1 protein-coding gene is annotated in these 599 nt (G+C 72.3%); it reads left to right on the top strand.

Annotated features, from left to right (window positions below):
* Window positions 1-109: 109 nt before the first annotated feature.
* Window positions 110-599: RICIN domain-containing protein (locus tag CCN72_RS37675; protein WP_143664370.1), on the top strand; the 490-nt coding region annotated here is incomplete at its 3' end.

The following is a 599-nucleotide window of genomic DNA, read 5'->3' as shown; positions in this document are numbered from 1 at the left end:
CCCTCAGGGCGACGTTCCGTCATGTCTGCAAGCCACTTCACTCCCGGAAGGGACTCGCCTCGTGCCTCTTTCGTCCCACCGCCACCGCCGGTCGCGCGCGCCCCTGGCCATGGCACTGGCGGCCGCCCTGGCCGTGGTGGGCGCCCTCGTGGCCGTCGACTCGGGCCCGGCCAGTGCCGCGACCGCGGGCGCCCTCACCAGCCTCGGCAACGGCAAGTGCCTCGACGTCACCGACGGGTCGACCGCCGACGGCACCCCGGCCCAGATGTGGTCGTGCGCACCGGGCCCCAACCAGAGCTGGACGCTGAACGGCGACGGTTCCCTGACCGCGCTGGGCAAGTGCCTGGACCTGGTGAACAACGGCACGACCAACGGCACCGCGGTGCACCTGTGGACCTGCTACAGCACCGTGGCCACCCAGAAGTGGCAGCTCACCGCGGCCGGCGACCTGGTCAACACGGCCGCCGGCAGGTGCCTGGACATCAAGGACGGCAACAACGCCGACGGCGCGCGCCTCCAGATCTGGGACTGCGCCGGCACCGGCAACCAGAAGTGGAGCTACGCGGGCTCCTCGACCCCGACGCCCCCCACCACACCGC

The organism is Streptomyces murinus, from assembly GCF_002154555.1.
Taxonomy (GTDB): Bacteria; Actinomycetota; Actinomycetes; order Streptomycetales; family Streptomycetaceae; genus Streptomyces; species Streptomyces murinus.
The sequence above is the reverse complement of the archived record's forward strand: the minus strand, read 5'-3'. Positions and strand labels throughout refer to the sequence as shown.